The sequence below is a fragment of the Nakamurella sp. GG22 genome, from assembly GCF_052976845.2.
The window spans coordinates 90,246-114,690 of the sequence record NZ_JBRIIO020000007.1; the positions used below are offsets into that span (position 1 = coordinate 90,246).

Consider the following 24,445-nt stretch of genomic DNA (forward strand, 5'->3'; position numbering starts at 1 on the left):
TTGGCATAGAACGTTCTATATCGCGCTAAGTTAGATCTCCTGGAATCACTTTGTCAAGACATGCGCAGTGATATCGTCTGCAACGTTCTAGCATGCCGACCGCCGGCCGGGGAGGAGGCAACCAGTGCACAACCCGCGAGGTCCGCGCGCCAAGCGCCCAACGCTTGCAGATGTCGCTGCTGCGGCGGGGGTATCGGTGCCGTTGGTGTCCATCGTGATGCGCGATGTGCCTGGGGCCAGCGCCGTCACCCGGGAGCGGGTACGAAAGGTCGCCGACGAGCTCGGCTATCGCCCTGACCAGCGCGCCCGCCTGTTGCGGCAGCAGCGAAGCAGGTTGCTGGGCGTGACCTTCGAGGTCGAGCAGGCCTTTCATGGAGACCTCATCGGCGGCATCTACGCCGTCGCCGAACCGGCGGGCTACGAGGTGGTCCTCAGCGCCATCGGACCCACGCGGCCCGAGGCCCGGGCGATCGACGCACTTCTCGATGATCGCTGTGAGGCGGTCATCCTTCTCGGGCCCCGGTCGGCCACCCGGGCGTTGGCTGCCTTGGCGGCCAAGCTCCCGGTCGTGACCGTTGCTCGCACCGTCCGATCCGGATCGGTCGACACCGTCCGCACCGATGATCACTCGGGTATGAACGCAGCCGTCGGTCACCTGGTGGAGCTCGGTCACCGGCGCATTGCCTACCTGGATGGCGGTAGCACCCCCGGAGCCCCCGAGCGCCTTCATGCGCTGAACGCGGCTGTCGCCGAACACCTGCCCGCCGACGGCGTGCGGATCGTCCCGGCCGGTCCCGGCGAGGAGGACGGCGTCACCGCGGTCGACCACTTGCTGGCCACCGGAGCACCGCCCACCGCGGTCATCGCCTTCAACGACCGCTGCGCCATCGGCGTCATCGGGGCGCTGAATCGCGACGGAATGAGGGTGCCGCAGGACATCTCGGTCATCGGCTACGACGACAGCAGGCTCGCGCGAATCTCCTACATCGACCTGACGACCGTCGGGCAGAACCCTCGGCAGCTCGCCCAACTCGCCGTCCAGCGAGCGATCGACCGCCTCGACAACCGACCGATCGACCGCCGCGACCAGGTGGTCACACCGCAACTCGTCATCAGGTCCACCACTGCCCCGCCGCGCAGTGGGAACCCAGCTCCGCCCGGCCGGGTGGCTATGCGGCGGCGAGGGCCTTCGCTTTGATGTGATCGAACTCTGCCTGCGTGATCGTCCCGCTGTCCAGCAGGCTCTTGGCCGACACAATCTGGTCGGTCGGATTTGTCGAGGAGCCGACCGCGACGGACTTGATGTAGTCCGCCTGCGCTCGCTGAATATCCTTCGCCTGCTCCAGTTGTCGCTCGTGCATGCCACTTCCGCGCGCGATCAGGTATACCAGGATGCCGAGCCAGGGAACGATGATGACGAAGAGCACCCAGAAGGTCTTGGCCCCACCGCCCATGTCCTTGCTGCGGAAGATGTCGCCGAAAATCCAGAACAGGCACATGAACCAGGCGAAGAACAGGAAGAATTCGAACAGCGCCAGGAGGAACGATCCGTTGTCGTCGAACATCGGTCAGCCTTTCATGGCAGGACAGTGGTCCGCGGATCCGCGGCTTGTCATGTGCATCGGCTGGAACTATGCCACCACAGGTGGGCATTAGGTTGCGATCCGGACGGTGCGTTGCGGCCGGCCCGGAAACCGTGAGCGGGCGAACCATGATGGCCGCCGAGTGACGTCCATCGGTGCCGTCGGTCAGGCCCCGAGGAGATCCCACTTGTTGCCTGCTATGTCACGGAAGACAACGACCCGGCCGTACTGCTCGGACCGTGGCTCGCCCAGGAATTCGACGCCCGCCGTCGCCATCTTCCGGTAGGCAACGTCGAAGTCGTCCACTCGGAGGAAGAATCCGACCCTGTCTGCCACCTGCCGGCCGACAACCGACGCCTGTTCCGCGCCGTCCGCCTTGGCAAGCAGAATGCCCGTGGCCGAATGCGGCGGACGGACGACCACCCATCGTTTGGCCCGCCCTTTGTTGGTCGTCGCCGGCGAATCCTCGACCAGTTCGAAATCGAGAACTCCGACAAAGAACTCGATCGCCGGGTCGTACTCATGGACGACGATTGCCATCAGGTCGATGTTCACCGGTCTCTCCCCGTCTCCCCTGCCGCTCATCCCAGCCGGTCCAGGACCAGATTGTGCAGCGCGTCCATCAGCGCGTCCTCGCGTTCGGTGTGCGCGGTGCAGGTGACCGCGGCGCCCCGTCCCGGGTCGATGATGACGAACTGACCGTACCGGCCGTGCAACTGGTAACGACCGTCCCGCTGCAGCCACACACCGAGGCCGTACCGGCGATCATCCGGTTCACCCGACGATTGGGCCGGCCCCGTGGAGCAGTCGACGGTGTCGGTGCTCATCCGCCGGACGTACGCGGCCGGGATCAGCTGCCGGCCGTCGGTCCAGCGGCCCTCCCGCAGCAAGAGCAACGCGAAGCGGGCCAATTCACCGGTGCGCAGGAACAGGTCACTCTCGGCCAGCGGATAGCCCAGCGGGCAGGTGTGCCAGGCCGGATGCGGCAACCCCAGCGGGGTGAACAGCCTGGGGAGCAGGTAATCGCGCAGGTTGGCGCCGGTGGCCCGGACGATCACCCGGCCGACCGCGTACGGTCCCGACCCCGTGTAGGTGAAGCGGGTGCCCGGTTCGGCGACCAACGGTGCCGCGACGATCTCGGTCAGCAAGTCAGGTGCAAGGACGGGCTGGTCGGCGAACCAGGCATGGCTGGTTCCACTGGTCATCGTGAGCAGCTGGTGCAGGGTGACCCGCTCGAACCCGTCGGCGGCCAGCGGACGCAGCTCCGGGAAATGGTCGAGGAGCCGGTCTTCCAGCGTGAGCCGACCCTCTGCCTCGGCCAGGCCCAGTGCGACGGCGGTGAATCCCTTGGACACCGAGTACAGGTTGACCCGGTCATCGGAACGCATCCGGTGCACCAGCGACGACCCCTTCGCCGGCTGCGCCTCGATCCCGTACACACCCAGGGCATCGGTCTCGTTCGAACGAACGAAGTCGGCCAGCAGATCGGTGCTCATCGGTTCCTCTCGTCTCGTTTCGGTTGGGCAGCCCGGATGCTCCGGCGGAGACGTCAGTATCGGGCGGGAGGACGACACCGGGGAGAGGGGCGTCCGACCCTAACCACACGAAGCGGCGGGACCGCTCGACCGGGCGCCGACGTGGTCACCCCCGGCCCGTCTGCTTGCACCCCTCCCACCGGGGTACATGTCCCTCGACGACATCGCAGCACCGCGACCTCGAATGTGCGTCCCGATGTCGACCCGAAACTGCCTGCTGTCCGGACTGTCTGCTGCCCGTCCAATCGCCGTACAACGCACAAGAATGTGGAGATTCGATGCCGAACGATGCCAGCCCGGCCACCCCCGCGACGGTGACGGACGGGGGTGACGCGACGATTACATCCGCACAGGAAGTCGCAAACGGTTCATCCGGGACACCGGCCGCCACCGCGCCGGCAGCCAGGAGCCTCAGCTATGCGGTCGATATCGTGTTCTGCATCGATGTGACCGGCAGCATGACGCCGATCCTGGATGCCGTGAAGGCCAACGCATTGCGGTTCTACGACGACGTCCAGGCCAACCTGACCGAAAAGGGCAAGAATGTCGACGAGCTCCGGGTTCGGATCATCGCGTTCCGCGACTTCGCCGCCGATCCCGAATCGGCGCTGCAGGAGTCGTCGTTCTTCCAGCTCCCGGATGAGCGGACGATATTCAGCGCCTTCGTCGACAGCCTGATCCCGGAAGGGGGCGGCGACGCACCGGAATCCGGATTGGAAGCCGTCGCGCTGGCCATCAACTCGCCGTGGACGTCGCGCGGGGACCGGCGCCGGCAGGTCATCGTCGTGTGGACCGACCAGCCTGCCCACCCGCTGAACTTTGCGGTCCTACCCGCGGGCCTGGCCAGCTCGGTGCCCACCAACTTCAGCGCCCTCACCGACCTGTGGGAGGACCCGCAGGGACCGCTGGGTGCCAGCAGCAAACGGCTCATCCTGTTCGCGCCGGACGGACCTGGGTGGAGCGACATCTCCGCGAGTTGGGAGAACGTGGTTCACCACCCGTCACAAGCGGGCGGGGGCCTGTCCGACGTCGACTACGGAACCATCATCGACTCCATCGGCAACTCGGTGTGAGTGCCGGCTTTCCTCCGGCCGAATCGGTCGTCCCTGCGAACAGCGACGGGACACTCGAGCCGCCGGTGGTGACGGACGCGCCACTGGGTCGGCTCGTCGACCTCGAGCCCGCCGACGAGACTGCGAGCGCCGCGAGCGCTACGAGCGCCACGAGCGCCACGAGCGCTGCCGAGTCTCGACCAACCGTGGCCTCGCCGTGGTCGATTCCCGGCAATCCGGCTGAACGTGTTGCGTTCAGCTTCAACCTGGGCAAGATCGCCGGCGAGGGCGAGGATGCCGACCCGATTCTGTACGAGGCTCGAGACCTGGGCCTGGTCGGAGTCTTCGACGGTATGGGCGGCGCGGGCGGTACTTCGTACGACACGGCGGAGGGTGCGCGCACCGGCGCCTATCTCGGGTCTCGCACCGCGCGGGAAAGCGTTGCTCAGCGAATGCTGGAGCTGCTGGCGGGCAATGGGCATCTGGACGGACCGACAGTCGCATCGGACCTCCACGACAGTATCGAGGCGGCCCTGCGCACCCGATTGGCAGAACTGCACGCGCCACGCAGCAAGTTGCGGTCGAAACTGTTGCGGGCGCTGCCCACCACGATGGCGATCGCAGCGGTGCGGAGCTCCGGGAGCACAGATCTCTGGGAATGCCGGCTGTTCTGGGCCGGCGATTCCCGGATCTACATGATGAGTCCCGAACGCGGCATCGCTCAGTTGACGACCGATGACATCAAGGACCAGGGCGACGCCATGGCAAACCTCCGCCAGGACTCGACGATCAGCAATGCGATGTCGGCCGACACTGCCTTCGCGGTCCATCACGGTGACCTTGCGCTGAGCGCTCCGTTCGTCGTCGTCGCAGCCACCGACGGCTGTTTCGGTTACCTCCCGACGCCGATGCATTTTGAGTGGCTTCTGCTGTCGACGTTGCGCGACGCGCCGGATCCGGACACATGGTCCCGGTTGCTGCAGGCGCGGATCTCGGCGATCAGCGGGGACGACGCCTCGATGGCCCTGCTCGGCATCGGTACCGACCACCAAGGGTTTCAGTCGATGTTCGCTGATCGCACAGCCCTCGTGGCCGAAAAGTGGGTAACCCCGCTGGACCGATTCGACGCCGACGTCGCCGATCTCGAGCAGCGACTGAACGACCTGAGGGAGCGGCAGGTCAAGCACAGCGCCGAACTGTGGGCCGCGTACCGGCCCGATTACGAGCACTACCTCGCCGTCGACACAACGCCAGCCGTCGACACAACGCCGGCCGTTGACCGAGCCGGGAAGGACTCCTGATGAGGACCGGAGACACCATCGGCGGATACACCCTGCTCGAGGATTTCAGGGTCGTCGGCGCAGGCTTGAGCGAGTGGACATTCGCCGCCCGGGACGGCCGGGAATTCTTCCTCAAGCGATTTCTGAGTCCGACATACCCGGATGACGCGGCTCCGGGCAGTGCAACCACCAAGGCCCGGAAACGCGCACGGTGCGCCGCATTCGAGGCGCATCACCGCGGGATCCAGGCCGCACTCGCTCCGATCACCCGTTACGGGGGCAATCTCGTGGCGACGCTTGATTTCTTCCGGGAGGGCGCGAAATACTACAAGGTCACAGAGAAGATCGACCCCGCCGGCCTGGATACCGCATCCGTTGCCCGCCTGGACTTTCCGGTGAAACTCGTCCTTCTGAAGACAGTTGCACACAGCCTCCGGATCCTGCACGACCTCGACATCGTGCACAGCGACCTGAAGCCGAGCAACGTCCTCATCAAGGCGACGGAATTCGGGTACACCACCAAGTTGATCGATTTCGACAATTCCTACATCGTCGGGAGTCCACCACCACCTGACGAGATCGTCGGCACGATGAACTACTACTCACCCGAACTCGTCCGATACATCCAGGGCGACGCCGACGGAACAGCATTGACCGAGGCCTCCGACGTTTTCGCCTTGGGTCTGATCTATGCCGAATACCTCATCGGTGCACCACCGGCGTTCGATCCTACCTACCGTGGGGCAGCGATCGCGGTGCTGAACGGAGCGACGCTCACGCTTCCGCCGGCAGCGGCCCCGGAACCGATAGCGCGACTGGTTGCGCAGATGCTTCTCGCTGATCCGACCGCACGACCCACCGTCGAACGTGTGCATTCCACGCTGATGGAATGGCGCAGTGGCGTCCCGACCACGGCGGCGCCGTTGAGGCCACCCCCAGCGACTGGCCCGCCCGGCGCTGCGAGTGCGCTCCGCGGAAAGGGCCTGCGCCTCACCGGTATCGGTCGCCGAGCGAGCACCGGCGGGACGTCGCCGGCCACCCCCATCACTGCGTCGCCCGTTCCGGTCCGTGACGCAGATGTCCCGGCTCCCGCGACGGACAGCAGGGCCGCAGGCAGGCTGGGCGGATTGGTCGGCACACTCCTCAGCAAGCTAGAGGAGCGTCGATCCCGGTGAACGCCATGTGGCGCTGCGGAGTGTGCGAAACCGTCAATCAGGGAGGCCGAACCTGCAGCGCCTGCGGTGCGAGCCTGACCCGCCGTTCGACTGTGGCGACGGTCGCGCGGGCCAGAGTGTCGGCGCCCGTTCCACCACCGCATCCTCCTGCACCCGTCCCTGAGCCGGTACGGCGAGCGATCAATCGTGAGCCCGTCGCCGAGGAGGAATGGGAAGAGTACGAGAACAGTGTCGACGTCCTGCCATTTCCAGGCGGCTGCCTCTTCACCGTCGGGCCGAAGAGATCCTCCTGGTGAGGATCGCACCCCAGGGCTGACCGGGGCCAAAGGGAAAAAGATGATTCCCGCACCATCAGGCTCTCGGCCGCGTAACGTGATTGACCGTCTTGTCAGCCGAACGGCACGGCCAGTTGTGAAAATCACGCACACGGGTGAGTGCCGGGTGACAATACCCGCCAAGGCCTACCGGGTACTTACTGCAGGTAAATGGCGGTGCAGAGTCGGGGGTTCCCGGGAGCTCACCTGCAACGATCGGGTGAGACTGGCTCAGAAGAGGATCGACGCGCCGGAGCCTGTTGTATCTTCAGCGAGCCGACAATGCCGGGTCGGGGGCACTGAGATGGTGCCCGCCGCCATCCATTTGGGTTTTGCCGAAACCAGGGACGTCGAGCGACCTCGGCGAGAGGTCGAGAATCGCCGTCGCGGGTGAACCAGAAATGATGGTCGGGTGAACCCGGCCAGATCCGGCTTGTCGTCGTCCTGAGTCAGAACCAATTCCTCCTCCTCCGGCGATCGGAGTGGGGCAGCGAATCGCGTTTCCGCAGGGATCAGTTGCACGAACTCAACTCGATGGCGTCGTATCAGCGCCGCCGCGGGTCGGCCAGGGGAGATCGAATGAGAACGACGTATCGCAGAGCAGCGAAGAGCGCGGCGCTGGGCGCGGCAGCGCTGGTGGTGTTCGCGGTACCGGCCGCAGCGGCAACTGGAACCGTGCAGGCGGATCTGCAGCCGGTGGCGGGAAACGGGGTCGCAGGGAGTGGAACCGCAATGGTCACCATCGAGGACACGATGCTCACCGTGGACATGGGCGCGACCGGTTTGTTGGCCGACCAGCCACACGCGGCGCATATCCACTTCGGCGCCGACGCTCGGCACGAGTGCCCCAGTTCCAGTGACGACACCGACGGTGACGGCCATCTGAACACCACCGAGGGTGGCCCGGCATACGGGGAGATCGTCGTGTCCCTGACGAAGACCGGAGACACCTCGCCCAATTCGGCGCTGGCCGTCGATCGCTTCGACACCGCACCGGGCGGGACGATCCAATACGAGCGCGGCTCGATCTCGGTCACCGAAGCTGTGGCGACGGATGTGATGAGCGGCGAGGCAGTGGTCGTCATCCACGGCGTCGACTACGACGGCGATGGCAAGTACAGCGGCGACAAGAAGTCAGAGCTGGACCCGTCATTGCCCACCGAGGCCACCGACCCTGCTCTCTGCGGGGTGCTCGCCGTGTCGCAGATGGGCGACATGCCGGCCGGCGGTGTCGAGACCGGTGGTGGGTCGACGGCCGGGGTGGAGAACATCGCCCTGATCACCATCGGCGGATTGGCACTTGTCAGCGGGGTGGCGTTGTTCCTCGGACGCCGACGCGCAGGCGGCACCGACAGCTGACCGCACCGGGGGCGCCGGGCGGCAGGGAGTGCTCCTGCCGCCCGGCTTCGCGGCATGGTGCGTCGGCGGCAGGGTGCGTCGGCGGCATAGCGCGTCGGTGGCCGAGTGCGTGGCGGCATGGTGCGTCGCGGCATAGTGGAGTGTCATGCAGACGGCCTGGGATCCGGCGACGCCAGGGACGGTGCTGCTGCCATCGGGCCGGCTGATTCGCGGACGCGGACTGCGCCGGTCCTCTCCCCTCGACCAGGTTCCCGATTTTGCTGTCCACCTGCTCGGCAGACGTCCGGCACCCGTGGAGTGGGAGATGCGCTGGGTGCGCTGGCCTGATTTCTGGATTCCCGTGGATCAGCGGGATGCACGGGATGCGCTGCGAAAGGCCTGGAACCGCGCAGCGGGTGAGCGGGTGGAGATCGCCTGCATGGGCGGGCATGGACGGACCGGCACGGCGCTCGCCTGCGTGGCGGTTCTCGACGGTGTGCCGCCTCAGGAGGCGGTGACCTTCATCCGGGGCCGGTATGACGCACGCGCCATCGAAACTCCATGGCAGCGATGGTTCGTCAGCCACTTCGCGGATCGAGCTACCACCTGATCAGCGACAGAACCGCTCATTCGGGGCTGTCGGAATCCTTGCCGTCGGGCATCTCGGCATCGGAGATCTCCGCGTCGGAGATGACTGTCGGTTCGTCCAGCACGCTGATCGCGATCCCGTACGGCAGGAACCTCACTCGCCGGCTGCTGTCGGTGTTGTGCTTGTTCGCCCGCAGGGCGTCGAGTTCGGTCGCGTAGACCTGCTCGACCTGCGCCCCGCCGCGACCGTCCAGGGAATAGATCGCCCAGACACCGTCGCCGGTGTCGCCAGTGGTCGTGCGCTCCGGCGCGGAGGCCGGGCGGCGGGCGGCCTCGGCGAAGAAGGCCGGGAGCCCGGCGCCTCCACCAGACCCGTCAAACATCTTGCCGAACTGGCCGAGTAGACCCCGGAGCTGCTCGCCGGCCCCCGGGAAGATGCGATCGAGGTCCTCGGGGTCGAATCCGAACGGGTCGTTGTTCGCCATGGCAATCCTCCTGGTGACACCATTCCGCAGCGTCTGCTGCCCCATCCAGTGTGCGCCTCGGCCCGGGCGGTGGACAGGCAGGTGATTCAAGGGCCGACATCGACGCCGCTCATCACGCAAAGTACGACAGCGACGGCCCGGCCATCGTCGGCACCATCGTCGGCACCGTCGTCGGCACCGTCGTCGGCCCGGAGGCGCAGGACGTGACCATTCGCCTGCTCCCCCGCCGTGCCTGAACCTGACGGCACGGGGCGTCCTATCCAAAGGTGAACACGTAGCCGCGAGCCCCGGGCCGGTCGAACGTCACCTGCACGGTGCGTTCGCGGGCCTCGTGCGGTACGCGGATCAGCTGGTACAGCCGACCCTCCAGCAACACGCCATTGCCGTCCCCGTCGACATCGATGCCGTGCGCGGCCCCGGGAGGTTGCCCGTCCAGCAGCACCTGGAACGGGATCGGCTCGCCGGACCCTTCGAGTACCAGATGCACGTCCCGCGCGTCGAAGCGGTACGCGATGCTCCCGCGGGGTCGGGTCAGCGTGACCTTCTCGCGCGCGATCACCCACTCCCCATCGAGCGCCCAATGGTTCACCTCAAGGTCGTCGGGCATCGCGGCGGTGAACGGCTCGTCGAAGACGGCTCCGCCCGCCGACGCCAAACGCTCGCCCCGGCCGTAGCCGAGATAGGTTTCAGGGCTTCGCAAATGCTGCCAATCGGCTTCCGCCTCGACGCCGACCCCGTCGACCGCCACCGGTGCGCGGGCGATGCCGAGCAGCCGTTGGATCATCCTTTCGGACTCCTCGTACCGTCCTTCGCCGAAATGCTGATCGCGGATGACGGCGTCGGTGTCGACGAAGTAGAGCGCGGGCCAGTAGTGGTTGTCGAACGCCCGCCAGACGGCGTAGTCGTTGTCGATCGCGACCGGGTAGTCGATCACCCGGTCCTGCGACGCCCGTCGCACCAGTTCGATGTCGTGCTCGAAGGAGAACTCCGGCGTGTGGACACCGATCACGACGAGACCGTCGTCGCGGTAGGCATCGGACCAGGCGCGGACATACGGCAACGTGCGCAGCCAGTTGATGCACGTCAGGGTCCAGAAATTGACCAGCACCACCCTGCCGCGCAACCCGGCGGCGTCCAGCGGCGACGAATTCAACCATCCGGTCGCACCGTCGAGCGACGGCAACTTCCTACGACCGAACACCACGGGCCTCCACGGTGTCCGACCGGCGCTCGACCGGCCGGCTATTTCCCGGATCGTTCGGGTGCGGCTGCAGCGGCGTGACCTCATCGGTCCGCCATACCCGGAGCGGCATCGAGGCGAGAACGCGTTCCAGCTGATTACTGTCGGTCGCGGCGAACAGGCCGAGTGTTCGCCATTCTCCGGGGTGCAGCGGCGGCCGCCATAGTCGTACGAGGTGCCCTTGGCGAGCCAGTTCGCGCGAGCGGGCTGCCTCCCTGGCGCGGGTGTCGTCCACCTCGGCGGGTGACGTGCCCTCGGGGACAACGGTGGTCATGGTGACGAGGTACTCCATGCTGAGCCGCCTCCTGCGGTGTCTGGCACCGGATCGGTCCACTACGTCCGATACATCGATGGCCCTGTGATCGGCGCTGCCACCGCTGAGGATTCCAGCCGGACCAGGCAGATCGCGCCCGTGAACACCCTGGTCGGCGCCCGGGAGCTTGACAACTGCCGGGTCGATGGGGTCTTTCACCCGAATGTTCCCAGGTCTAAGCTTTCCGGCGATGGCCGCCAACCGGGCGCTGCGTTTCGTGGGTCGGCTCAGCGAGCGGGATGCGCTGAACCGGCTGCTGGCCGATGTGCGGGCGGGCCACAGCGCTGTGCTGGTCATCCGGGGCGAAGCCGGCATCGGAAAGACCTCGCTGCTCCGATACGCGATGGGCCAGGCCGCCGAGGACCGTGTCGCGCAGATCGCCGGCATCGAGGCCGAGATGGAGTTGCCGTTCGCCGGCGTCCATCAGTTGTGCGCCCCACACCTCGACCGGATCGGCGCGCTTCCCGACCCGCAGCGAGCTGCGTTGAGCGTCGCACTCGGCCTGACCGCCGGCGAACCCCCCGATCGATTTCTCGTCGCGCTCGCGGCACTGAGCCTGCTGTCTGATGTTGCCGAGGAGCGGCCGCTGCTGTGTGTCGTCGACGACGCACAGTGGCTGGATTCTGCCTCGGCGCAGGTGCTCGGATTCGTGGCCAGACGGCTGGTCGCGGAGTCGGTGGCGATGATCTTCGCGGTTCGGGAGCCGAGCGAGGAGCCCGAGCTTGCCGGCCTGCCGGAACTCGTGGTCGGCGGCCTGGACGAAGAGGATGCGCGAGCCCTGCTGGCCAGGGTCATCCCCGGCAGACTCGACGAACGGGTCCGCGATCGGCTGATCGCCGAGACCCGGGGAAATCCCTTGGCGCTGCTGGAGCTTCCGCGCGGGATGAGCGCCGCTGAGCTGGCGGGAGGCTTCGCGTTGCCCGACGCCGCCGCCCTCCCGGGTCGGATCGAAGACCATTACGTTCGGCGTGTCCTCGCGCTGCCGGCGAGCACCCAGCGCCTGATGCTGTTGGCGGCCGCGGACCCGGTCGGCGACGCGACGATCCTCTGGCGCGCTGCGCAGGCCCTGGACATCGACAGGGCGGCAGCCGAAGTCGCCGTCCGCGAGCAGTTGCTGGAGATCAAGGGACGGGTGAGATTTCGGCATCCGTTGGTCAGATCGGCGGTCTACCGTGCCTCGCCGCCGGCCGACCGCAAGCTGGTCCACGACGCCCTCGCCGCCGCCACCGATGCCCGTACCGACCCCGATCGGCGGGCGTGGCATCGAGCGCACGCCTCGAACGCTCCCGACGAGTCGGTCGCCGACGAATTGATCCAGTGCGCCGCGGGAGCGCAGCGCCGCGGCGGAATCGCCGCCGCGGCAGCTTTTCTCGAGCGGGCCGTGATGTTCACCGTGGACCCGGTGAAGCGGGCTGCGCGCGCGCTGGACGCGGCACAGGCGGAGGTCCAGACCGGCGACTTCGACGCTGCCGAGTCACTGCTCGCGAGCGCGGAGGCCGGCCCACTGGACGAACTCGGCCTGGCACAGGTGGAACGCATGCGCGCCCAGATCGCGTTCGACATGCGGCGCGGTCGGGACGCCCCCCGGCTGCTGCTGCGGGCCGCCCAACGACTCGAGCCGCTCGACGCCGAACTTGCCAGGCAGACGCATCTGGACGCCCTGGTCGCCGCCATGTACGCCAGCCGGTTCGCCGCGGGCTCCGATGTGACCGACGTGGCGATCGCCGCCCGGTCCGCACCGCTCGGGCCCGAGCCCCTTCCCGCGAGCCAGCTGCTGCTGCTCGGTTTCGCGACCAGGCTGACCGACGGGTGCGCGGCCGCGGCGCCGACCCTGGGCAGGGCCGTCCGCGCCTACCGCCGCGAGGAGCGGCAACTGGACCGGATGTGCCTTGCCTACAACATCGCCGCGGAGGAATTGTGGGACGACGAGGCCTGGCGCGAGCTCGCGTCCAGTCAGGTCGAGCTCGCCCGTGCGACGGGCACATTGCTGTTGCTTCCGTACGCGTTGGACTATCTCGCGGGCGCGCTCACCCAGGCCGGCGAACTCACATCCGCGGCACTGCTGCTCACCGAGGCGGAGGGGCTGGACGGCGACGTCAGGGCGGAGTTCCCGCTTCGGATCGCGGCATGGCGTGGCCAGGAGAGCACCGCGCTCGCACTGGTCGACAGGATGACCCACGGCGCGCACGCCCGAGGTGAGGGCGTCGCGATCGCCGGCGCCGCCTACGATCTGGCCGTTCTCTACAACGGGCTCGGCCAGTACCCGCAGGCACTGGAAGCTGCCCAGCAGGCCTGCGACTCCGACGACATCGTCGTCTCTTCGTGGGGTCTGTACGAGCTGGCCGAAGCCGCCTCCCGATCCGGACGACCGGATATCGCACGGGACGCCGCGCAGCGTCTTTCGGAACGGACCGCGGCGAGCGGAACCCCGTGGGCATTGAGCGCCGGTGCCCGATCGTGTGCGCTGGTCGAGGACGGCGATGCAGCGGAACAGCTCTACCTGCAGGCGATCCTGTTGCTGACACCGACCCGGATGAGGTGGTACCTGGCCAGGGCACGACTGAGCTACGGGGAGTGGTTACGCCGGCAGGGTCGACGGACCGACGCCCGCGAGCAACTGCGGGCTGCGCACCGGATGTTCACCGAAATGGGCGGCGAAGGATTCGCTGAGCGCGCCAGGGTCGAATTGCTGGCCACCGGCGGAACGGTGCGCAAACGCCTGGCCGACACCCGCGATGACCTGACCACCCAGGAGAGACAGATCGCCCAGTTGGCCCGCGACGGGCTGTCGAATCCCGAGATCGGTTCCCGGCTCTTCCTCAGCCCGCGCACCGTCGAGTGGCACCTGCGAAAGGTGTTCACCAAGCTCGGGATCCGGTCGCGCCGGGAGTTGGCCGCGGCCCTGCCCGTTTCCGCATCCGAGATGGCCCACGCCTGAACTCAGCCGTCGGGGGGGCCGTCACAGAAATTGTCGGACAACGACACCCTGTCGACGGCGGACTTTGTCTTGACGATCACGTCATGATCAAAGCGGTCCAATCTGTCCGCCATGGCGGCGACCTCGGCGTCGAGTCGATCGTCGGCGATCAGCCGGTTGACGTACCCGTACCGCTCCGCCCGCGGTCCGTCGAGATCATCGGTCAGCAGCAGGATCTCCAGTGCCCGAGCACGGCCGACCAGACGGGACAGGCTGGCCAGGCCCCCCGTGGTGGCGCCGACACCGAGCTCGAACCGGCCGAGCAGGGTGTTCTCACGGGAGGCGAACCGGAGGTCACAGGCCAGCACGAACTCACTCCCGGCGCCCTGGGCGCGACCCCGGATCGCGGCCATGCTGATGACCGGAGCACGGGAGAGCCTAACCAGCACGTCGACCCACGCCGGCGTCCCGGTTGGGCCGTTGCCGAGTGCTCCCGTCCTGCCCTGGTCGTGCTCGATGTCCTCCTGAGTGAGATAGAAGTCGGGGTTGGCGCTGTCGAAGACGACGACGTTCAGGTCGGGGTCCTGCTCGATCAGGCCGACCAGCTCAGCAAGCTCGGCGACCGTCGTCGCCGTGACGGAGTTGATCGGCACATGGTCGAACGTCACGCGGCAGTAGCTTTTGCTGCGGCGGTCGATGTTCAGGTGCTTCCAGGACCGCGATGCCGGCGCAAGGCCATTGTCGGAATGGCCGGAGATGCTGTAGCTCATCGGTGCACTCCCTGGAGGCGAGTGATGGGTATCCGTCCCGATCACGCGGTCGGGACGACGTGCTTGACCTCGGCCATGTAGCGGCCGGCGATCGCGACGGCATCCTCGGGTGAACGGCCGAGTTCCCGCGCGTTCAGGTAGGCCGCATACCAGTCCCACCAGTTGTGCGGCGGTGTGACGGCCTCGAAAAGGCCGTGCTGCTCGGCTGTCTCGTGCAGTAGATCGGCCAGCGCGGTGACCTCCATGTCAGTCCTCCCAGACCCGGCCCGGCAGCCGGCCGGTGATCTGCTGGAGCAGCCAACCGTTGCCGTCCGGATCGTCGAACGAGGCGTAGGTGAAGTAGGACCCGCCGTGCTCGGTGTCCGGACCGGGCACCCGTGAATCGAATTCACCGCTGTGACCGGGTCCCCGGTCGTAATGAAAGACCTCACTGACGTCGGCGCCCCGGCTGATCAGGTCCGCCCGGGCCGCTTCGACGTCCTCCACCGCGAGATACAACCTGGCCACGGAACCGGGCTCCGCCGTCGTGAGTCCGACGCCGAAATGAATTGAGGTCTGCGATTGGGGCGGGGTGAACTGGACGACGCGGAAGCCGTCGCCGGCGGAGATGTCGGCGTCCAGCCGCCAGCCGAGCCGCTGGTAGAAGCTCTTCGACCGCTCGACGTCGGAGACGGGCAACGTCACGACCTCGAGCCGCAACGGGACGGGTGCGGCGACGGGCTCGGCCGTCGTGCTCTCACTGCTCACCTGCGTCGTGCTCATGGCGACCTCCAGAAGGGTTGTGGTGACGACAGCATCGGTCGCGGCGGCCGCCGGTCGCGCCCGTGAGGTCACTGGTGGACACCCGGGCCGATCCACACCAGTGACCGGACCCGGGTGTCCACGGGCGCGAGCCGGCCACCCGTCACGGCACTGTTCGAGCAGTGTCATCACCAACCGGACAGGAGCTGACCATGCACGACCACTTTCCCGCAGGTGAGGATCCCGCGGAGTACGACGTGATCGTTCTGGGCGGCGGCGCCCCCGGCGAGCACTGCGCCGCGGCGCTGGCTGCCCGCGGACTGCGGGTGGCCGTGGTCGAACGGGAACTGGTCGGCGGCGAGTGTTCCTACTGGGCCTGCATCCCGTCCAAATCCCTGTTGCGACCGGGGGAAGCGGTGCACGGCGCACAGGAGGCCGGTGCCACCGCGCAGGTCGATGTCGAGGCCGTCCTGGCCTGGCGGGATTTCATGGTGTCCAACTACTCCGATGCCGGGCAGCAACGCTGGCTCGCGGAGCACGGGATCGATCTGCTCCGCGGGAACGGCCGGCTGGCCGGACCGGGCGTCGTCGATGTCGACGGAGTCCGGCACACCGCTGCGGACATCGTCGTGGCGACCGGCTCCACACCGATCGTGCCGGCGATACCGGGACTCGCGGATCTGCAGGGGGTTTGGGGCACCCGGGAAGCCACCGGTATGAAGGCCGTCCCGCGCCGCCTGCTGGTGGTGGGCGCCGGGTCGGCGGGAGTCGAACTCGCGCAGGTCGTCCGACGGCTGGGCGGTGAGGTGGTCCTGATCGCGGGCGGCGACCGCATCCTCCCCCGTGAACCCGCACAGGTGGGCGCGGCACTCGGCGAGGCACTGCGCCGGGAAGGCATCGAGCTGATCCTGGGCATCCACGTGAGCGGCGCCCGCCGGGACGGCGACGATTACGTCCTGCGGTTCGACGACGGAACCGAAGTACGCGGTGACAAACTCCTCCTGGCCACCGGGCGACGCCCCCGCGTCGACGGCATCGGCCTCGAGACGGTCGGGGTCGCGGCCGATCCCCGCGGTATCCGGGTCGACGATCACCTCCGGGCCGGTGAGCGAATCTGGGCGATCGGTGACGTCAACGGGATCTGGCCGCTGACCCACGTCGGCGAGTACGAGGGTGACGTGGTCGCGGCCAACATCGCCGGCGCGATGCTGCCGGCGAACTACGAGGCTGTCCCGCGGGTCACCTACACCGACCCGCAGGCGGCAGCGGTGGGCGCCACCGAGGCGAGATACACGGTCACCACGCCGATCTCGGCCGTTCCGAAGATGGCCACCTACACCCACGCCTACGCCGAGGCGTCCGGTTTCCTGACCCTGCTCAGCGACGGCGAGCGACTCACCGGCGCCTACGCGGTCGGACCGGAGGCCGGTGAATGGCTGCAGCAGGCCACGCTCGCCATCCGCGCGCACATCCCGCTGGAGGTGCTGGGCGACACCATCCAGCCGTTCCCGAGCTTCTCCGAGATCTACAACGCAGCCATCAAGGACCTCCGGATGGAGATCGCCGACATGCCGCGGCCGATCCGGCCGATGGACGCCCAGATGGCCGGTCTCCCCGCCTGACCAACGCGCCGCTTGACCAACTCGCCGACTGACCAACCCGCCGCCTGGCCAACTCGCAGCCTGACCAACTCGCAGCCTGACCAACTTCTGGAGGAACCATGAGCAGCGCGACGACCGCCCGATCGACGCCCACCCGATCGACACCGTCTCGATCGACCCCCACCCGATCGACCCGGCACCAACCCGCCCTGTCCGGACAGACCGTCGTCGTCATCGGCGGCAGTGCGGGTATCGGCCTGGAAACGGCCCGCAGAGCCCGTGACGAAGGCGCCGAGGTGCTGCTCACCGGACGTGATCCCGAACGGCTCCGCCGGGCGGCGATCGAGGTGGATGCCCGGGACAGTCGCGCGTTCGACGCCAACGATGCTCCCTCGCTTCAGCGGTTCTTCGAGGAGATACCCGGCCAGATCGACCACGTGATGGTGACCGCCGGCGGCCCGCACTACGGCCCGTTGCTGGGGATGAGCGCCGAAGAGGTACGGCAGGCGCTCGGCGAGCACGTGGTGCTCGCACTCGAGGTCGCACGGCATGCCGTCGACCGGATGCGCCCTGGGGGCACGCTGCTGTTGATGGGCGGGACCGGCGGCCGCCGGGTCAGCCGCGAGCTGGGGATCGCCTCTGCGGCGACCGCGGCGCTGCCGCCGTTCACCGCGGCGCTCGCACTCGAAGTCGCGCCGGTACGGGTCAACCTCATTGCCGCCGGATTCGTCGATACCCCGCTGTCAGCAACCCTTCTCGGCGATGCGCTGGACGACAGGCGGGCGGGGCTGCGGGCGACGCTGCCCATCGGACGGGTGGTGCAGCCGGCCGATGTCGCGGCTCTGGCCGTGCACATCATGACGAACACGGCGCTGACCGGGGCGACCTACGACATCGACGGTGGCCAGCAGTTCGTCGCGGGATGACGGGCCCGACGAGCGTGTGCAGATCTGGGACAACGGCGACGGGAGGAGACGCGGATGCCGTGGTTTCCTGAGTTCTACAGCGCCGTCGAACTGGCACGACGGCAGACGCACGCCGCCGGCCAGGCCGACCCTGTCGGCCAGTACTTCAGCGCGGTGACACGCGGCGACACCCAGCTGCTGGAACGGGCCTGGCCCGGCGAGGTCGTGGTCTTCGATCCGCGGGCCGGAAAGGTTCGCGGCCACCGGCAGCTGCGGCGGTTCATCCACCGGAATCAGCTCTGGCTGTCGGAGCGGAACGCCCGGACCGAAACGATCGCCAGTACCCGCTTCGGGAACCGGGCGGTGGTCGAGTTGCTCGTCCACATCGACGGTGACAGCGGCCGGTCGGAGTGGCCGGTGGCCGTCGTCGCCGAGTCCCCCGACACCCTGTCCGTGGTGTTCCGCACCTATTGCAGTCAATGGCCTGTCGACGGGAGGCGCCATGTGCGGGCGCCGATCCTGACATCAGGACCGACCCGTGCCGGTGATGTCGTCGGCCGATTCCGCGCCGCTCTCGACGCCGGTGACGTCGACGCCGCGGTGAACTGTTTCACGCCGGACGGGTACGTCCGGGAATCCACCGGCCCGCACCCCATTCACCGGGGCAGCACCGCACTCCGCTCCTACTTCGCCGCGGCCTTCAGCGCCGGCGGCGGCATCGGCATGCAGGACATGGCCGTCACCGACGACGGGACACGCTCCGCCGTGGAATACAACTGCGTCCGCTGGGGCAGTGAACCGCTTCCACCGCAGGCGGGCCTGGCCGTTCACCAACGTGGCCCCGGCGACCTGCTGACCGCCGTCCGCATCTATGACGACGTGCAACCACCCAGCGCCCTACGCTGAACGGCAATCCCGATCGAGAAAGGCAGCAATTCTTCGTGAACAATGGCCGACCTGTCGAGAACCCAGCGGAGAGAACGCTCTTCGAGACGATCAGACAGACCTATGCTCTCGCGCTGGAGCCAGAACAGCACGCGATGATCCGGCAGTTGAGGTCTCACCTGCCGACCGTTCCCGTCGACGAACGGAACGCGCTGATCGCCGACATAGAACGGTCGGTCGGCCAGAACATCGAAGAAGAACTGGAGTACTGACCCGGAGTCGGGATCGTCATCCGCGGTAGGCGGTGAGGAACCTGTCGCGGAAGGCGTCCATCGGCCACACCGGCGCGTCCGGTGCGGGCCGGAGGCCGTCCTGCCAGCCCCAGGCGGAGATGCGTTCCAGCACCGCAGGATCGTGGGTGATGATCGAGATCGGAACGTCGTGCGACGTCTTCTCGCCGCTGACGGTGCTCGCCGGCTCATGGTCCCCCAGCACGATCAGCACCAGGTTCTCGTCACCGTAGTTCTGCACGAACGAGATCAGGGTGTTCATGGTGTAGCGAATGGAATCCGCGTAGGCCGCGCGGGTCCGGGCCTGGTCCTTCGAGATGACGTCCGGCGATTCGCCCTGTTCCGGCATGCCGTTGAAGACCGACCCGTCACCCACTTTGCTCCAGCCGATGAGGTGCGGGATAGGCGCCCAGGGCCAGTGACTGGACACCAGATCTATCTCGGCCATCACCGGGCCGCGGTCGGGCCGCGCCAACTCGAGCCGCTGGAATGCCGACAGGACGTACTGGTCGGGCATCGAGGCGTAGCTGAAACTCGGGCCCCGGTAACCGACATTGGTTTCGTCGTAGATTTTGTCGTACTGGTAGAACGCCGCTCCCTCCGGCCATTTCTTCTCATTGGACGGGACGTCGCCGACGGTGCGCCAGCCCGCGCTCTTGAAGGCCGACGCGAGGGTCACCCGTTTGCTCGAGATCAGTTGGTCATAGCGCTGCTGGTTGTCGATCCACAGCCCGGACTGCAACGTCGCATGCGCGAGCCAGCTCAGGCCGCCGAACGTCGGCGAGTGCAGGAACGCGCTCTGCGCGGTGTATCCTGCCTGGCCAAGCGCCTTGGTCCCGGCGTCGAGTGTCGATCCGATCTGCGGCGCCATGGTCGGGTTCTCCAGAGCGACCCGGCCGTAGGCCTCGACGAAAGCGATGATCACGTCCTTGCCCTGCAGGCCCGCAAGCAATTCGCCCGTTCCCGCGGCAGCGGCGGCCCCCGGCGGAGTCGGTGGGGTAGTGGAGGCGCTGCCGCTCGTCGGCGGGGCCGCGGACGTCGTCGCGGGCGCCGCTGCAGGGCGGACCGGGACGGCCGGCGCGGCTGTGCCGAACTGGTCGTCCGCGACGGCCGCGGCGAACACGTCGTGATCGGCGATGCCGGCGCGGACGAGGTTGACCTGTTCCACGGCGAAGTCTGCCGTGGCGGTCGAGGCGATCGACGTGCCCGAAATGATCTGGACGCCGAGCACTGCGCAGAGCACCCACACCGTGCAGGCAGCCGTCACAGTCCGGATCGACGCCGCGCGGTGGCCGGCCACGACGCGCGAGAGCCGCATCGCGGCGAGCGGAGTCAGCACGATGACGGCAACGACCAGCAGCACGACGAGCACGACACCGATCTGACCCATCCCGTCGCTCAGCAGACCGGCCGCGGATGCGAGATAGCCCCAATCGGTCACCGGGTTGAACGGCCTGTCCAGCGCCACCGAGAAGCCCACGTCGATCAGCTTGACGATGATCAGCACACCCAGGACGGCACCCAGGACAAGGGCAACCGGCCTCCTCGCCCTCGCCGGCAGGACGAGGATCAACGCGGCGAGCAGTAGTCCTTCGAGCGGCAGGCGAACAAACGCGCCGAACGTCAGATCATGCATCTCGCTCGGCGCGACGAGGGCGAACCAGATGAGCAGCGCGGCGAGCACCGTCGTCACGGCAGCCGCCACCCGACGGGCCGGACCACGCTCCATTGCCACCCGCCGCCTCCGAAATCACCATGGACAGCGATGACACGTCGCCGGCGGCCATCCGGTTCAGTTCATCGCGGGCCGGGTTCGCGTTGCGACGAATCTTGCCAGTTGCTGCACGAACTCGTTCGGTCGCCGCAGGCGGACGGGGCCGATACCGGTCAGCAGCGCGTGCACCCCGCTCGGGTCGATGTACCGCAGTGATGCAACGTCGAGGTCCCGTGCGCCCGTCGCGGCGGCGTGTTCGACCACCGCCAGCGCGGCAGCATGGTTGTTGGCGTCCCATCGGCCGGCCAACCTCAGCCATCCAGCGCGCGGCTTCGTGATCCGCAGCGACCCGTCGTCGAACACCGCGGTATCGGGAATCTCCTCGGCGTGCACCACCCTGATCTGCTCGACTTCCTGGAAGGTGAGCTCGTCGCGGAGGTACGGGCACAACACGCTCAGCGGAGTGTTCCGGACCAGGTCTTCCAGAGCCCGCTCGTGCGGACCGATACCCACCCCGGTGTAACGGCCGGTCAGCCGGAGCCCCCGGTAGCCAGCGTCCAGCGCTTGCTCGACCTGATCGGCGAGTTGACTGATCGCCGTCTCCGTCGGCATCTCGAAGAATGCCCGCGCCGCCGCCTCGCCCATGACGACGAGTTGCCCGTCAGCCATGGCGGGGTCGGGATCGACCCCGTCCTCCTCGCGCAGGCGGCGCAGCAGGTCGGTCAGTTCGTTCGGCCGCAACCCTGCCAGGACCACCTGCTCCTGACCCTCGATGCCGTCGCCGACGAATCCGGCCATCGCCTCCCAGCGCTGCTCGGCCGATGTGACAACTGCACAGCTGTGCATTCGGGCGCTACCCGCGTCAGTGATCACGAATTCCTCGATTTCCACGTCGCACAGCCTGGACCCCCATGATTGTCAAGTGACCTGCAGTAATTCATGACACCACGCCAATTATCCGACACAGTTGGTCGCCGAATTCCGCGCACAGTTTCGGACGATGTCCGAGCATCCGCGGGACACCACATCCATCACGCCGCCCACCCCGTTCACCGAGCTCGCGCCGGTCGAAAAAGGGCAGCCGATCAACAAAATCCGGCTTCTGGGATGCGACGCGGTCGTAGCCTCCGGTCCTGTTTTTTGGGGACCGTGTTCCTCTAAACTATGAGGTCTCAGAAACTAAGTCAACCATCGGAGGGGCGGCGCACCTCGTGACGGAGGCGGAGCCCGAACCAGCGGAAACCGCTGCGTCGAAGCCACGGCCGCGACTGCTCGAGTTGCTGCGCCGGAGCGAGAGTCCCTTGGACGTGTACGAACTCGCCGCGGCGACCGGGCTGCACATCTCGACCGTCCGGTTCCACCTCGAGGTGCTGGCGAAGTCGAAACGGATCACGGTACGGACGACGCCGAGGGCGACCCCGGGCCGGCCCAGGACTGTCTACGAGATCGCTCAGGAAGACACCGCGCCGGACGGATACCGAGCGCTTGCCGCCGCTCTGGCCGCCGGCGTGGGTGGTACGTCGCGAACGCGGAGTCGGCGCGCAGACGAGACCGGACGGAAGTGGGCCACCACCCTGGTCGACCGGGCCCCGGTAGCCATCTCATCCGATGCCGCCGCTCGGCAGATCACCGACCTGCTGGACGACATGCACTTCGATCCGGAACTGGCCGAGCAATCGCCTGACACCCGGGACCGGGAGATACGGCTTCGCGCCTGTCCCTACCGGGACGTCGCCCGCGAGCACCCCGATGTGGTCTGTTCAGTTCACCAGGGCGTGCTGAACGGAGTGCTGACTCAATTGGGCATGCCCTTCGCGTCGGCCCGGCTCGTCCCGTTCGTGCGGCCGCACCTGTGCCTCGCTTACCTCACCGCCCCCGACCCGGCACAGGAATCAGCCGGCAACGCGAGCTGACCCTCAGCCGGCGGCAACCGGCCGGGGCACCGCGGCGGCGCCGTGCCGGACCTGCGCGATCGGCAGTCGCAGCGACCCCGGCGCGCCGGCCGGGACCGCCGGGCGCGCGGGCGAGACCGGCTGAACCGCAACGTAGCTCGAGCCAAGCGGGGGCCGAGGATCGGGCTCACCCCGGTTCGGCCAGAGAGCCATCGCGCGCTCCGCCTGCGCGGTGATGGTGAGCGACGGGTTGACGCCCAGGTTGGCCGAGACAGCGGACCCGTCGACGATGTGCAGGCCGGGGTGACCGAACACCCGGTGATAGGCGTCGATCACGCCATGTTCGGCGTCGGCGCCGATGCAGCAGCCTCCGACGAAGTGGGCCGTCATCGGCGCGTCCATCAGATCACCCAGTTGACCCATCGGCGTGCCGTCGATGTGGGCCGCGATGCGCCGCGCCGCCTCGTTGCCGGCGGGGATCCAGGTCGGGTTCGGCTCACCGTCGCCCTGCCGGGAGGTGAGCTTCCACCTGCCCAGCCGGGTCCGCACTCCGCTGACCGTCAACGAGTTGTCGACCGACTGCATGACCAGCGCGATCGCCCCGCGCTGCGACCACCGTCGAACGTCGAGCGAGCGGAGGGCATCCGACGGCCGGGCGGCGACCGCGCGCAGCCAGACCTTCCACCGGGGCGTGCCTGCCTGCCCATCGGTGAGGACGGTGCTCAGCAGTCCCATGAGGTTGCTGCCCCGGCCGTACCGAACCGGCTCCACATGGGTCTGCGGATCCGGATGGAAGGAGGACGTGATGGCCACGCCCCGGGTGAAGTCGACGTCGCTGCGGCGGGACACAGCACCGACCAGCGACTCCGAGTTGGTGCGCGAGGAGTAGCCGAGCCTGGCCGACAACGCCGGGAGATGACCGTCGGCGCGCATCCGGTGCAGCAGCTTCTGGGTGTTGAAGGCCCCGGCCGCCACCACGACCTGATCGGCGGTGAACGTTCGCCTGCCGCGCGGCAGCGGGCCGGTGCGAACGGTGTCGACCGCGTAACCGCCCTCCGGGCGCGGCTTCACCACCGAGACCGTCGTCATCGGGAAGACCGCCGCACCCGCGGACTCGGCGAGCCCGAGATAATTCTTGGGGAGAGTGTTCTTCGCGTTGTGCCGACACCCGGTCATGCACTCACCGCACTCGATGCAGCCCGTCCTGGCCGGCCCCTTCCCGCCGAAGAACGGGTCGGGCGTCGTCCGGCCGGGCGCAGCACCGAAGTAGACGCCGACCGGGGTGAGCCGGAAGGTCTCGCCGACACCCATTTCTGCCGCCACCTCTGCGAAGGTGTCGTCCAGCGGCGACCGGTGCGGGACGTCGTTGACGCCGAGCATCCGGCCGGCCTGGTCGTAATAGGGCCGGAGTTCGGTCGACCAGTCGGCGATGCCCGCCCACTGCGGATCGGCGAAGAACTCCGCCGGCGGGACGTAGAGCGTGTTGGCGTAGACCAACGAGCCGCCGCCCACCCCTGCCCCGGCCAGCACGACCGCGTCCGGCAGCAGGTGGATCCGCTGGATGCCGTACAACCCCAGTCGTGGAGCCCACAGGAACTTGCGCACCCGCCACGAGGTTTTCGCGAAGTCGTCGTCGGCGAATCGGCGTCCCGCTTCCAGAACGCCGACCCGGTAACCCTTCTCGGTCAACCGCAACGCGGTGACCGACCCGCCGAATCCGGAACCGATGACAATGACATCGAAGTGCAGGTCCGGTTCGGTGGCTCCGGCCGACTGTGTGCCGGAGCCACGCCCGGTCGCTCGAGCGCTCATCCACCCAGCCTAGCT

At 67.8% G+C, this 24,445-nt stretch carries 23 protein-coding genes and 1 pseudogene; 12 read left to right on the plus strand and 12 right to left on the minus strand.

Annotated elements, in window-relative coordinates:
* Window positions 1-124 precede the first annotated feature (124 nt).
* Window positions 125-1,198, plus strand: coding sequence for a LacI family DNA-binding transcriptional regulator (locus ACVBEQ_RS09935; protein ID WP_447152968.1), 1,074 nt, complete (start codon window positions 125-127; stop codon window positions 1,196-1,198).
* Here ACVBEQ_RS09935 and ACVBEQ_RS09940 read toward each other — a convergent pair.
* The 3 genes from ACVBEQ_RS09940 to ACVBEQ_RS09950 form a co-directional block, all read right to left on the minus strand.
* Window positions 1,170-1,565 carry an SHOCT domain-containing protein gene (locus ACVBEQ_RS09940; RefSeq protein WP_447152969.1) on the minus strand — a complete coding sequence of 132 codons (396 nt, stop codon included), beginning with the start codon at window positions 1,563-1,565 and terminating at the stop codon, window positions 1,170-1,172. The two genes, ACVBEQ_RS09935 and ACVBEQ_RS09940, sit on opposite strands and share 29 nt — an antisense overlap.
* Before the next feature lie 183 nt (window positions 1,566-1,748).
* Window positions 1,749-2,168: a VOC family protein gene (locus ACVBEQ_RS09945; RefSeq protein WP_447152970.1), complete on the minus strand. Its 420-nt coding sequence runs from the start codon at window positions 2,166-2,168 to the stop codon at window positions 1,749-1,751.
* Window positions 2,165-3,079 (minus strand): serine hydrolase domain-containing protein, encoded by a 915-nt coding sequence (locus ACVBEQ_RS09950; RefSeq protein WP_447152971.1) that lies wholly within the window; start codon window positions 3,077-3,079, stop codon window positions 2,165-2,167. The genes ACVBEQ_RS09945 and ACVBEQ_RS09950 overlap by 4 nt, the downstream gene beginning before the upstream one ends.
* A 317-nt stretch (window positions 3,080-3,396) precedes the next feature.
* Between ACVBEQ_RS09950 and ACVBEQ_RS09955 the strand changes: the two genes are divergently transcribed.
* From ACVBEQ_RS09955 to ACVBEQ_RS09975, 5 genes are all read left to right on the plus strand, one after another.
* Window positions 3,397-4,191 (plus strand): vWA domain-containing protein, encoded by a 795-nt coding sequence (locus ACVBEQ_RS09955; RefSeq protein WP_447152972.1) that lies wholly within the window; start codon window positions 3,397-3,399, stop codon window positions 4,189-4,191.
* 68 nt (window positions 4,192-4,259) lie between these two features.
* Entirely contained in the window at window positions 4,260-5,471 is a 1,212-nt protein-coding gene (locus ACVBEQ_RS09960) for a hypothetical protein (protein ID WP_447152973.1), read from the plus strand.
* Window positions 5,471-6,625: a protein kinase domain-containing protein gene (locus ACVBEQ_RS09965; protein ID WP_447152974.1), complete on the plus strand. Its 1,155-nt coding sequence runs from the start codon at window positions 5,471-5,473 to the stop codon at window positions 6,623-6,625. The genes ACVBEQ_RS09960 and ACVBEQ_RS09965 overlap by 1 nt, the downstream gene beginning before the upstream one ends.
* Before the next feature lie 893 nt (window positions 6,626-7,518).
* The gene (locus ACVBEQ_RS09970) at window positions 7,519-8,298 is read left to right on the plus strand and encodes a hypothetical protein (protein ID WP_447152975.1); all 780 of its coding nucleotides are present in this window, start codon (window positions 7,519-7,521) and stop codon (window positions 8,296-8,298) included.
* Between the two features lie 145 nt (window positions 8,299-8,443).
* Complete coding sequence (locus ACVBEQ_RS09975) at window positions 8,444-8,887, plus strand: protein-tyrosine phosphatase family protein (RefSeq protein WP_447152976.1); 444 nt, start codon at window positions 8,444-8,446, stop codon at window positions 8,885-8,887.
* Between the two features lie 16 nt (window positions 8,888-8,903).
* Here the strand turns inward: ACVBEQ_RS09975 and ACVBEQ_RS09980 are convergent, their stop codons facing one another.
* Window positions 8,904-9,350 carry a hypothetical protein gene (locus ACVBEQ_RS09980; RefSeq protein ID WP_447152977.1) on the minus strand — a complete coding sequence of 149 codons (447 nt, stop codon included), beginning with the start codon at window positions 9,348-9,350 and terminating at the stop codon, window positions 8,904-8,906.
* Between the two features lie 50 nt (window positions 9,351-9,400).
* On the opposite strand from ACVBEQ_RS09980, the gene ACVBEQ_RS09985 reads away from it, so the two are divergent.
* Window positions 9,401-9,586: a hypothetical protein gene (locus tag ACVBEQ_RS09985; RefSeq protein ID WP_447152978.1), complete on the plus strand. Its 186-nt coding sequence runs from the start codon at window positions 9,401-9,403 to the stop codon at window positions 9,584-9,586.
* A 20-nt stretch (window positions 9,587-9,606) separates the two neighbouring features.
* Here ACVBEQ_RS09985 and ACVBEQ_RS09990 read toward each other — a convergent pair whose 3' ends face one another.
* Both ACVBEQ_RS09990 and ACVBEQ_RS09995 read right to left on the minus strand, forming a co-directional pair.
* Window positions 9,607-10,551, minus strand: a complete 945-nt coding sequence (locus ACVBEQ_RS09990) for a redoxin domain-containing protein (protein ID WP_447152979.1) — start codon at window positions 10,549-10,551, stop codon at window positions 9,607-9,609.
* A 49-nt stretch (window positions 10,552-10,600) separates the two neighbouring features.
* Window positions 10,601-10,882, minus strand: a pseudogene (locus ACVBEQ_RS09995) (muconolactone Delta-isomerase family protein); the annotation flags it as partial.
* Window positions 10,883-11,093: 211 nt separating this feature from the next.
* Here ACVBEQ_RS09995 and ACVBEQ_RS10000 point away from each other — a divergent pair.
* Window positions 11,094-13,841 (plus strand): ATP-binding protein, encoded by a 2,748-nt coding sequence (locus ACVBEQ_RS10000; RefSeq protein WP_447152980.1) that lies wholly within the window; start codon window positions 11,094-11,096, stop codon window positions 13,839-13,841.
* 2 nt (window positions 13,842-13,843) lie between these two features.
* On the opposite strand, the gene ACVBEQ_RS10005 is transcribed toward ACVBEQ_RS10000, so the two are convergent.
* The 3 genes from ACVBEQ_RS10005 to ACVBEQ_RS10015 are packed head-to-tail and all read right to left on the minus strand — an operon-like array spanning window position 13,844 to window position 15,352.
* The gene (locus ACVBEQ_RS10005; RefSeq protein ID WP_447152981.1) at window positions 13,844-14,590 is read right to left on the minus strand and encodes an enoyl-CoA hydratase/isomerase family protein; all 747 of its coding nucleotides are present in this window, start codon (window positions 14,588-14,590) and stop codon (window positions 13,844-13,846) included.
* Between the two features lie 41 nt (window positions 14,591-14,631).
* Window positions 14,632-14,835 (minus strand): bleomycin resistance protein, encoded by a 204-nt coding sequence (locus ACVBEQ_RS10010; RefSeq protein ID WP_447152982.1) that lies wholly within the window; start codon window positions 14,833-14,835, stop codon window positions 14,632-14,634.
* Between the two features lies 1 nt (window position 14,836).
* Window positions 14,837-15,352, minus strand: a complete 516-nt coding sequence (locus ACVBEQ_RS10015; RefSeq protein WP_447152983.1) for a VOC family protein — start codon at window positions 15,350-15,352, stop codon at window positions 14,837-14,839.
* Between the two features lie 191 nt (window positions 15,353-15,543).
* Between ACVBEQ_RS10015 and ACVBEQ_RS10020 the strand changes: the two genes are divergently transcribed.
* The 3 genes from ACVBEQ_RS10020 to ACVBEQ_RS10030 all read left to right on the plus strand — a co-directional run bounded on the left by ACVBEQ_RS10020 (window position 15,544) and on the right by ACVBEQ_RS10030 (window position 18,743).
* Window positions 15,544-16,953 (plus strand): dihydrolipoyl dehydrogenase family protein, encoded by a 1,410-nt coding sequence (locus ACVBEQ_RS10020; protein WP_447153085.1) that lies wholly within the window; start codon window positions 15,544-15,546, stop codon window positions 16,951-16,953.
* 98 nt (window positions 16,954-17,051) lie between these two features.
* The gene (locus ACVBEQ_RS10025) at window positions 17,052-17,858 is read left to right on the plus strand and encodes an SDR family oxidoreductase (RefSeq protein ID WP_447152984.1); all 807 of its coding nucleotides are present in this window, start codon (window positions 17,052-17,054) and stop codon (window positions 17,856-17,858) included.
* Between the two features lie 54 nt (window positions 17,859-17,912).
* Window positions 17,913-18,743, plus strand: a complete 831-nt coding sequence (locus ACVBEQ_RS10030; protein ID WP_447152985.1) for a nuclear transport factor 2 family protein — start codon at window positions 17,913-17,915, stop codon at window positions 18,741-18,743.
* 267 nt (window positions 18,744-19,010) lie between these two features.
* Here the strand turns inward: ACVBEQ_RS10030 and ACVBEQ_RS10035 are convergent, their stop codons facing one another.
* Window positions 19,011-20,741: an alkaline phosphatase family protein gene (locus ACVBEQ_RS10035; protein ID WP_447153086.1), complete on the minus strand. Its 1,731-nt coding sequence runs from the start codon at window positions 20,739-20,741 to the stop codon at window positions 19,011-19,013.
* A 63-nt stretch (window positions 20,742-20,804) separates the two neighbouring features.
* Window positions 20,805-21,617 (minus strand): MEDS domain-containing protein, encoded by an 813-nt coding sequence (locus tag ACVBEQ_RS10040; RefSeq protein WP_447152986.1) that lies wholly within the window; start codon window positions 21,615-21,617, stop codon window positions 20,805-20,807.
* Between the two features lie 320 nt (window positions 21,618-21,937).
* Between ACVBEQ_RS10040 and ACVBEQ_RS10045 the strand changes: the two genes are divergently transcribed.
* The gene (locus ACVBEQ_RS10045; protein WP_447152987.1) at window positions 21,938-22,639 is read left to right on the plus strand and encodes a helix-turn-helix transcriptional regulator; all 702 of its coding nucleotides are present in this window, start codon (window positions 21,938-21,940) and stop codon (window positions 22,637-22,639) included.
* A gap of 3 nt (window positions 22,640-22,642) precedes the next feature.
* Here ACVBEQ_RS10045 and ACVBEQ_RS10050 read toward each other — a convergent pair whose 3' ends face one another.
* Window positions 22,643-24,430: a GMC oxidoreductase gene (locus ACVBEQ_RS10050; protein WP_447152988.1), complete on the minus strand. Its 1,788-nt coding sequence runs from the start codon at window positions 24,428-24,430 to the stop codon at window positions 22,643-22,645.
* Window positions 24,431-24,445 lie beyond the last annotated feature (15 nt).

What these genes read in the sequence shown, in the direction of transcription:
- ACVBEQ_RS09940 (WP_447152969.1), bottom strand. Translation starts at nt 1,565, where the DNA reads ATGTTCGACGACAACGGATCGTTCCTCCTGGCGCTGTTCGAATTCTTC.
- ACVBEQ_RS09945 (WP_447152970.1), bottom strand. Translation starts at nt 2,168, where the DNA reads ATGAGCGGCAGGGGAGACGGGGAGAGACCGGTGAACATCGACCTGATG.
- ACVBEQ_RS09950 (WP_447152971.1), bottom strand. Translation starts at nt 3,079, where the DNA reads ATGAGCACCGATCTGCTGGCCGACTTCGTTCGTTCGAACGAGACCGAT.
- ACVBEQ_RS09955 (WP_447152972.1), top strand. Translation starts at nt 3,397, where the DNA reads ATGCCGAACGATGCCAGCCCGGCCACCCCCGCGACGGTGACGGACGGG.
- ACVBEQ_RS09965 (WP_447152974.1), top strand. Translation starts at nt 5,471, where the DNA reads ATGAGGACCGGAGACACCATCGGCGGATACACCCTGCTCGAGGATTTC.
- ACVBEQ_RS09970 (WP_447152975.1), top strand. Translation starts at nt 7,519, where the DNA reads ATGAGAACGACGTATCGCAGAGCAGCGAAGAGCGCGGCGCTGGGCGCG.
- ACVBEQ_RS09975 (WP_447152976.1), top strand. Translation starts at nt 8,444, where the DNA reads ATGCAGACGGCCTGGGATCCGGCGACGCCAGGGACGGTGCTGCTGCCA.
- ACVBEQ_RS09980 (WP_447152977.1), bottom strand. Translation starts at nt 9,350, where the DNA reads ATGGCGAACAACGACCCGTTCGGATTCGACCCCGAGGACCTCGATCGC.
- ACVBEQ_RS10000 (WP_447152980.1), top strand. Translation starts at nt 11,094, where the DNA reads ATGGCCGCCAACCGGGCGCTGCGTTTCGTGGGTCGGCTCAGCGAGCGG.
- ACVBEQ_RS10005 (WP_447152981.1), bottom strand. Translation starts at nt 14,590, where the DNA reads ATGAGCTACAGCATCTCCGGCCATTCCGACAATGGCCTTGCGCCGGCA.
- ACVBEQ_RS10010 (WP_447152982.1), bottom strand. Translation starts at nt 14,835, where the DNA reads ATGGAGGTCACCGCGCTGGCCGATCTACTGCACGAGACAGCCGAGCAG.
- ACVBEQ_RS10015 (WP_447152983.1), bottom strand. Translation starts at nt 15,352, where the DNA reads ATGAGCACGACGCAGGTGAGCAGTGAGAGCACGACGGCCGAGCCCGTC.
- ACVBEQ_RS10020 (WP_447153085.1), top strand. Translation starts at nt 15,544, where the DNA reads ATGCACGACCACTTTCCCGCAGGTGAGGATCCCGCGGAGTACGACGTG.
- ACVBEQ_RS10025 (WP_447152984.1), top strand. Translation starts at nt 17,052, where the DNA reads ATGAGCAGCGCGACGACCGCCCGATCGACGCCCACCCGATCGACACCG.
- ACVBEQ_RS10030 (WP_447152985.1), top strand. Translation starts at nt 17,913, where the DNA reads ATGCCGTGGTTTCCTGAGTTCTACAGCGCCGTCGAACTGGCACGACGG.
- ACVBEQ_RS10035 (WP_447153086.1), bottom strand. Translation starts at nt 20,741, where the DNA reads ATGGAGCGTGGTCCGGCCCGTCGGGTGGCGGCTGCCGTGACGACGGTG.
- ACVBEQ_RS10050 (WP_447152988.1), bottom strand. Translation starts at nt 24,430, where the DNA reads ATGAGCGCTCGAGCGACCGGGCGTGGCTCCGGCACACAGTCGGCCGGA.